This is a genomic window from Streptomyces sp. NPDC006283, assembly GCF_040613325.1.
Classification (GTDB): domain Bacteria; phylum Actinomycetota; class Actinomycetes; order Streptomycetales; family Streptomycetaceae; genus Streptomyces.
Genome location: NZ_JBEXRZ010000289.1, coordinates 1 through 7,639, shown reverse-complemented (window position 1 = coordinate 7,639; position 7,639 = coordinate 1). Strand labels below are relative to the sequence as shown.

5 protein-coding genes and 1 pseudogene are annotated in these 7,639 nt (G+C 69.7%); 3 read left to right on the top strand and 3 right to left on the bottom strand.

Features of this window, described 5'->3' with window-relative positions; genetic code table 11:
• From ABZ070_RS33835 to ABZ070_RS33825, 3 genes are all read right to left on the bottom strand, one after another.
• Positions 1 to 934: GNAT family N-acetyltransferase (locus tag ABZ070_RS33835; protein ID WP_356639607.1), on the bottom strand; the 934-nt coding region annotated here is incomplete at its 3' end.
• A complete protein-coding gene (locus ABZ070_RS33830) occupies positions 931 to 2,262 on the bottom strand; it encodes an MFS transporter (protein WP_356639605.1) in 1,332 nt (443 codons plus the stop codon). The genes ABZ070_RS33835 and ABZ070_RS33830, both read right to left, overlap by 4 nt.
• Complete coding sequence (locus tag ABZ070_RS33825) at positions 2,259 to 3,530, bottom strand: AMP-binding protein (protein ID WP_356639603.1); 1,272 nt, start codon at positions 3,528 to 3,530, stop codon at positions 2,259 to 2,261. Before ABZ070_RS33825 ends, ABZ070_RS33830 begins: the two co-directional genes overlap by 4 nt.
• Before the next feature lie 1,029 nt (positions 3,531 to 4,559).
• Here ABZ070_RS33825 and ABZ070_RS33820 point away from each other — a divergent pair.
• The 3 genes and pseudogenes from ABZ070_RS33820 to ABZ070_RS33810 all read left to right on the top strand — a co-directional run.
• A complete protein-coding gene (locus ABZ070_RS33820; RefSeq protein WP_356639601.1) occupies positions 4,560 to 5,531 on the top strand; it encodes a 3-oxoacyl-[acyl-carrier-protein] synthase III C-terminal domain-containing protein in 972 nt (323 codons plus the stop codon).
• A gap of 1 nt (position 5,532) precedes the next feature.
• Positions 5,533 to 6,483 carry a hypothetical protein gene (locus ABZ070_RS33815; RefSeq protein WP_356639599.1) on the top strand — a complete coding sequence of 317 codons (951 nt, stop codon included), beginning with the start codon at positions 5,533 to 5,535 and terminating at the stop codon, positions 6,481 to 6,483.
• Positions 6,483 to 7,460: pseudogene (locus tag ABZ070_RS33810) on the top strand (AMP-binding protein); the annotation flags it as partial. The gene ABZ070_RS33815 and the pseudogene ABZ070_RS33810, both read left to right, overlap by 1 nt.
• Between the last annotated feature and the right edge of the window lie 179 nt (positions 7,461 to 7,639).

Sequence of the window (7,639 nt, the reverse complement as noted above, 5' to 3'; positions counted from 1 at the left end):
GGAAGGCCGAGAGGGCTCCCTGGTGCGCCAGCGGCACTAGGGCCTCCACATAGCCCGCGCCGGCCCGGATCAGGGCCTGGGTGATGGGTTCGAGATAGGCGGCGGCAGCGGCGGGGCAGGGGTGGGCGGTCAGCAGCGAGCAGTACCGTCCGGTGCGGTTGAGGTACGCGTAGACCTCGAACCGCCCGTCGTCGGGGGTGAGCAGCACGTTGGGTGTGTGCAGCGGGTAGTACCAGCCGCCCGCGTCGGGGAAGCGCTCGCGGAGGCGGCGGCGGACGAAGGCCGGGGCCTCGATCATCTCCAGCTGCTCTACCGGCCGGTGCGCGGCCGTCGGGAGCGGGACGGTGGCACGGGTGCCTTGGTAGCTGACGCCCAGGCAGCTCTCAACTGTCCGCAGAAGCGGGAGCAGTGGGGCGGGCAGCGCCTCGGGAACGGGGATGCGGCGGTCCAGCACACCGGCGGAGTAACGCGCGTAAAGGGCGAGGCTCTCTCGGCTGCTGAGATCGACCGCGTTGGGCAGGATGCCCAGCGGGCGGAAGCCGTTGCGCGCGACGACGCGCTGCGGGCCGGCACTGACAGTGCGGACCGTGGCGTACACGGAGTCCAGCCGCCCGGTGTCCAGCATCCCGGCGCACAGCGCCTCGGTCAGCGTGACGGCCAGTCCCCCGGACCTGTGGTCCGGGTGCACAGCGAGGCCTTCCAGGCGCCCGATCCGGCTGCCCGGCTCGCCGTGGATGGCCGCCGACGCGGCCAGCGCTCCGGTGTCGGGGCAGCGGGCGACGAGCCAGAAGGAGTGCGGGTCCTGGATGAGCCGGGCCATCTCGGCGGTGTCGGTGCCGAGCGCGGCGGGGTAATGGGGCCCGTAGACGGCGTAGTAGAGCTGGCGCAGGTCGGCGATGTCCGCGTCGGCAGCCGGGGCGATCCGTGCGTTCACCGCTCGCCTCCAGGCTCGTGAGTACGGCCGGCAGGCACGGTCGCGGCCTCGGCGGTCGGCCGGTCCGCGGCCGACTCGGGGGTACGGGCACCCAGCAGGGCGAGCGCGCAGGTGGCGGGCACCAGGCCGGCGGCCTGCACCAGACACAGTGTCTGCGCCGAGAGGTGGTCCCCGGCGAGTCCGAACAGCAGCGAGGCCACCGGGAACGTGGCCCCCAGCACCGCCTGCATCACGGCGAAGAAACCGGGCTTGTCGGCAGTGGGTACCAGCCGCTGAAACAGGGCCACGAAGCGGACCCCGATGACCCCCACGCACCAGCCGGCCACGGCGAGGCAGCAGGAGATGACCAGCCGCTGCGCGACCAGGCCCGGGAGGGCCAGGACGAGGGCCATCAGACCCAGGCAGTTCGAGCCGGTGACGGTATGCCGGCCCGGCACCCGGGCGCCGGTGAAGGAGCCGATGAGCGTGCCGACGCCCAGGGACGCCTCCAGCAGGGCCACGGTGCCGCCGCCGTCACCCAGCACATTCCGGGTGTAGAGCGGAATGACAACGAAGACGGCGGTGGTGAAGAGGTTGGCCGCGGCGAAGCAGACCAGGATCCGGCGGACGTACGGCAGTTCCCGGAGGATGCTGCGGAGCGTACGCTTCCGGGGTGCTGCCGCCTCACCGGCGGGGCCGCCGTCCTCGTCACCGCGCGCGGCTGCGGTACGGAAGCGCACACCGGCGATGAGCAGCGCGGCCGCGAGGTAGGCGGCCGCGCACCCGGCGGCGAGCCCGGCCACGCCGAACCGGTCAACGATCAGGGCGCCCAGCAGGGCCCCGCCGAGGCCGGCCAGGGACTGGGTGGACAGCTCGAATCCCGTGGCCGTCTCGATATCTTCGTCGTCAACGAGTTCGGGCACCGACGTGGTCAGGCAGGGGTCGAAGAAGGCCTGGCACGCGGCCAGGGCGAGGGTCGAGCCGTAGGCGGCCGCCAGCGGCAGGTCGCTCGTCCAGGCCCAGACGGCCAGCGCGGCAGCGGCGGCGCCCGCCAGCGCGGCAGCCGCCCGCAGGACGGAGCGGTGGGCGATCCGGGCGACGGCGCGGGCCACGACGGGAGCCAGGGCCACGGCGGGCAGCGAGCTGACGGCCATGAACAGCCCGGAAGCCAGTCCGCTCCCGTCGCCGACGGCGTAGGCGACCAGCCACCAGGAGACGCCGACCTGGAACATGCGGACCGCGGCCTGGGTCAGGATCTGGCCCAGCCAGACAGCACCGAAGGCGCGGTTACGCAGGACGAGCGGCAGGCGACGGCCCTCGTCGGCGCGCGTGACGGGAGTGGCGCTCATGCAGTCGGCCTCTCGTCGAGGACGCGGACGAGCTTGCCCGAGCGCGGGTTGACGGACAGGTCGCGGTGGCGCGCCCATTCCACGGACAGGGGGTGAACGAAACCGGCACGCACGCTGTCCGGATACAGCGGCCGGGCCGTCTCCAGTTCCGTGACGACCCCCTTGGCGAGCGGCTCCAGGCCAGCCGGTTCGTCGTCGCCCGGAGCGGTGGCCAGCCGCAGCACCAGACCGTCGCGGCCGTCCCAGCGGCGGACGACCAGCTGCATGGCGAAGACGCGGCCGGCGGTGTCCGCCGCGGCCACGGCGTCCTGCGCGTCCTGGGAGTACAGGGACACGGGCCCCACACGTACGCCTTCCTCGGCGCGGCCGAGGATGCGGAAATGCCGGGACCGGGTGTCGGTCCACTCGGCGCGGTCGCCCGCGGGGTAGCGGATGACGGGCATGAGTCGGCGGAACAGGCTGGTCACCACGACCCGTCCGGGCCGTCCGGGTTCGGTGACGGGCTCGTCAGTGGCGTCGTCGAGGATCTCGACGACGGATTGCGGGGTGAAGGCGCGGTGCACGCGGGGGTCGGAGCCAGGCACGGGGCGGCCGAGTAGGCCGGCGTCGACGCTGGCGTAACCGACAGAGCGAACCTTGGAGTTGGGGAATGCGGCGGCCAGCAGGCGCCGCTGGTCTGCGAAGAGCGCCTCGCCGCCGAACAGGACCAGCTCCACGGCGTCGAGCCGGACGCCGGAGGAGATCAGGTGCTCGGCCAGCCGGCACAGGGTGGTGGGCGTGCCGGCCACGACCTCGGCGGCGAAGTCCTGCAGGATGGGGACCGTCGACTCCAGCGGCGCGGCGCCGCCGATGGGCAGCCGGACGTTATCGACCGGGGCGTGGACGAGCGAGTCGAGGATGAACAGGAAGCTGGCATAGAGCTCGCCCGCGTAGAAGAGGTCGGCGACGCGGTGCCCCGGGCGCAGCCCCGTGTCCAACAGGCCCTGGCCGAAGGCGGTCACGAAGGTGCGCCATTCGTCGCGTGTGTAGACGGAGAACTTGGGGGCGCCGGTGGTGCCGCCGGTCTTATAGACGGTCGCCTCGCTGAGAGGGCCGGTCAGGACGCGGTTGTCGTGCAGGGTGTTGGCCGACCAGAACTCCTGCTGATCCACGACCGGGAGATCGGTGAGGCGGTCGGCGTCCGGCGGCAGGGAGGCGTAAAGGCCTTGGTAGAAGGGTGAGTTGTGACGGACGAAACGTATGAGGTCCGATAGCTGATGGGCGGACATGCGGCCTTTGCCTAGGTGAACGGAACGGAGCGGGAGTCACCGCGGCATGGCGAGATCATGAGCTCGCCGCCTGCGGGATCGATCGACCGGTGTACGGGGGAACCCCACGCCGACGCGCGCCGGAAACTGACGCGCAGTCATGATCATGGGACATTCACGCGCGAATCGCAAAATGGACCGCACATCTCACGGCCTTCATGGCCAGGAACAGCGATTCTTCTGGTGGCACTCGCTACGCCGGCCGGTGTGCGAGTGCCCAGTCCCAGCGCCCGGTGCCGCGCCGCAGGCGGGCATCGCGGCCACCTTGGTCTCGCCCTCCACTTTGGCGAGAATCGGGTCGGCCAACGCCGCGACAGCAGCCTCATCCCGAGGGATCCCGCGGCGTTCAGTCTCGTGCCGGGCCTTGTCGACTCGGGCCGGGCTCGCCCGAGGCAGACAGGCAAGACGAATCGCGCGATCGGAAATCGGTCCGGAGCGTCCGGCCGATTGTGCACAATCGGGAGCCTCGTGCGCCTTTCTCTCTTGCCGACACCCTCGGGGCACGGCGAGTCGAACAGCGCAGATCCTCCGTGATTCAAGTACGACGGATCGAAACAACATGGCGCTTCCGCTTTCCGAGGCAGCGCCAGATCAGCATGCACGCCGCTACCTCCCCGCCATATTCGGCCGCCAATTTCCGGCCATCACGCACGGCAATCCCCCATGAGCGACGAGTGGTGATCATCACAGGCTCGCAGCGTGAGACCTGCCCGAGCGGTGCGCTAACGTCATCGGGCAGCGCACCCCGATGTCCGGGATTCCCCGAAGCGGGACCAGGCCGGATCGGCAAAGAAGCCGAATTATTAAGGCCGTCCCCGAAAATGACACAGCACGGATAGAGGTCGCCTGACGTCTATTCACTTTCCACCGCGCCGGTGCGCCGCATGAACGAGAGACCATCAGGAGAGGTTTGTGCACAACAGTCGCTTAGAGTCCATCGGGGCATATCTCCCCTCGGCGGTCATGACTACTCCGGAACTCCTCACTCGCATGGAGAAAACACCGGAATTCGACCTCTTCAAGATCACCGGAATGGCCGAGCGCCGCGTCGCGGACGACACCGCCGACATCCCCGAGGACTGCCTCACGATGGCAGTCTCGGCAGCGCGCGACTGCCTGGACCGCTCGCGTTACGCTCCGGACGAGATCGACGTCGTCATCTCCTGTTCCATCAGCCGCACGACAGACGGCCGACGCCAGCAGTTCGAGCCGTCGTTCGCCCATCGCATCTCCCAGGAGCTCGGCGCGACCAGCGCCATTCACTTCGACGTCTCCAACGCCTGCGCGGGGATGATGACCGGCGTCTATCTGCTGGACCGGATGATCCGCTCCGGTGAGGTGCGCAACGGCCTGGTGCTCAGCGGGGAGCACATCACCCCGATCGCCTTCACCGCCGCGCGCGAGATGGAAGACAGCCGGGACCCTCAGTTCGCGTCCCTCTCCGTCGGCGACTCGGCCGTCGCCGTGCTCGTCGACCGCGCCACCGACGACGCAGACGTCATCCACGACATCGAGCTGATGACCTGCTCGGAGTACTCACACCTGTGTCTGGGCATGCCCAGCGACGACACCGGCGACCTGGCGATGTACACGAACAATCAAATGATGCACGCCGAGGACCGCCTCTCGCTGTGGCCGACCTTTCACCGCGCCAATCTGGCCGACGACGGTCGTCGATTCGCCGACGAGGGATACGACTTCGTCGTCCAGCACCAAGTCGGCAGCCGGTTCATCGACTTCATGAACAACGTGGGAGAGAGAATCTTCGACACACCGATGCCACAGTCGCTGTCGGTCGTCGAGAAATTCGCCAACACCGCGACCACATCCCACTACTTGGTACTGCACCAGGCGCTCGCCGAACGCCGAATACCCAAGGGATCCAAGATTCTCCTGGTGCCTGCCGCCTCGGGTGTGGTGACCGGTTTCCTGTCCACGACCGTCTCCTCCCTGGAGGTATAACATGGCTACCGTCATCACCTCCACCGCACTCAGCCCGGCCGACGACGACGGCAGCGCGATCGGGTACGCGGCATCGGCTGGCAGCGCCTGCCTCCAGCAGGCCGGGCTCTCGCCCGCGGACATCGACGTTTTGATCAACGTCGGCGTCTACCGCGACTCCAACATCTCCGAGCCTTCCGTCGCCGCACTCATCCAGAAGCGCATCGGCATCAACCTGGACTACCTGCATGACATCGACAGGCAGGCTGCGTTCTCGTTCGACCTGATGAACGGCGCCTGCGGTGTGCTCAACGCCGTCCAGGCCGGCGGTTCGCTGCTGGCAGTCGGCAGTGCCCGTCGTGTGCTGGTGGTCTCGGCCGACACGCACCCCTCGATGGACCCGACCAGGGCAGGCACCGCCGAGTTCCCGTACGCGAGCACAGGCGCGGCACTGCTGCTGGAGCGCAGCGACGACGCCCGGGGTTTCGACCGGGTGTACCACCGGTCGCTGCCGGGCTCGCACGGCGTCAACGGATACATACCGCTGAACGAGGCCGGCTCCGAGGGCCGGAACACCATCGCTGTCGACCGCGACGGCGGCGTACTGGAGCGGATGCTCGATCTGGCCGTCGACTCGGTGCACGGCGCTCTGGCAGCCGAGTACGGCACGGCCGGCGCCGCGGCGCCGGCGGCCGCCCTCGACCGCACGCTGCTCATCACCTCACAGCCGTCGCCCAACTTCGCGTCCCGCCTTGCCAAGCGCCTGGGCCTGGCAACCGATGCCGCCGTCACCGTCCAAGGCGTCAAGGGCGACCCGCACACGTCAGCCCTGGCCTACGGCTTCCGACAGGCACAGGACGCGGGCAGGCTCGCGGGCCATGATCGGCTCCTCTTCCTCGCCGTCGGCGCGGGTCTGAGCTCGGCAGCCTCGCTCTACGACCTGACCGGCGACGCCGAGGGAGCCGCGCGGTGATGCCCGGCATCACGACCGGACTGCGCCGGGGCGCGTTCCTGGCCGAACTTCTCGCCTGGCACGCCGTCCGTACGCCCGACAAGGCAGCCGTCATTCATCCGACCGGCCGACTAGAGTCGGCCGGTCGGCTGGGCTACGCGTCGGTCGACTACGCCGAGCTCGCCGCCAAGGTCGCCATGTGCGCCGCCGGTCTCAAGGGGCACGGCATCGGCCGCGGTACCCGTACGGCCCTGCTGGTGACTCCTGGGGCCGACCTGCTCACCCTGGTCTTCGCGTTGATGCACATCGGCGCGGTTCCGGTGGTCGTCGATCCCGGCATGGGACTGAGCCGCATGCTGGACTGCATCCACCAGGTGAGTGTCCAGGCCTTCATCGGCGTACCGTCCGCGCACATCCTCCGGCGGCTGCGCCCGCAGGCCTTCGCCGGAGTGCAGAGCGTGATCAAGGTGCGCCAGAAGAACGGCACCGGACTCGAGGAGCTGGCCGCCCTCGGTACAGGCCTGCCGCACCTTCCTCCGCTGGAGTCCGGACCGGACGATCTCGCGCTGATCGGCTACACCACCGGCAGTACCGGCCCGGCCAAGCCGGTCGAGATCACCGTCGGCATGCTGCAGGGAATGGCGCACGGCGTCGAGAGCGGTCACTTCACCGCCGACATGACCACCACCCTTCTCACCCTGCCGCTGATGGGTGTGTTCGACCTCGCGGCGGGCCGCACAGTGGTGGTGCCGAAGATGAACATGGGCCGGGTCGGCGCCGCCGATCCCGCGCTGCTGACCGACGCGATCCAACGCTTCGATGTGAACGCCATGTTCGCCTCCCCCGCGCTGCTAGGCCCGCTCTCGGCCCATCTGGCAGAGGCCGATGCCCGGGTGCCGTCACTGCGCATGGTCGTCTCCGGTGGCGCTCCGGTGAGCCCTGGACTGATGAGCGCGCTGCGCGCCGTACTGCCCGGTGAGGCACGCGTGTTCAGCGCCTACGGGTCGACCGAAGCGCTACCGATGGCGCTTGTCGAGAGCAGGGAGGCACTGGCCGGGCCGGCCAACGGCCCGGCTGAGACGAAGCCGGGGACGACCCAGTGCCCGGACAGGTCGCGGACGGGCGCGTCGGCGGGTGCGTCCGCGGCGATCCTCGTGCCCTCGACGAGAACGCGTCC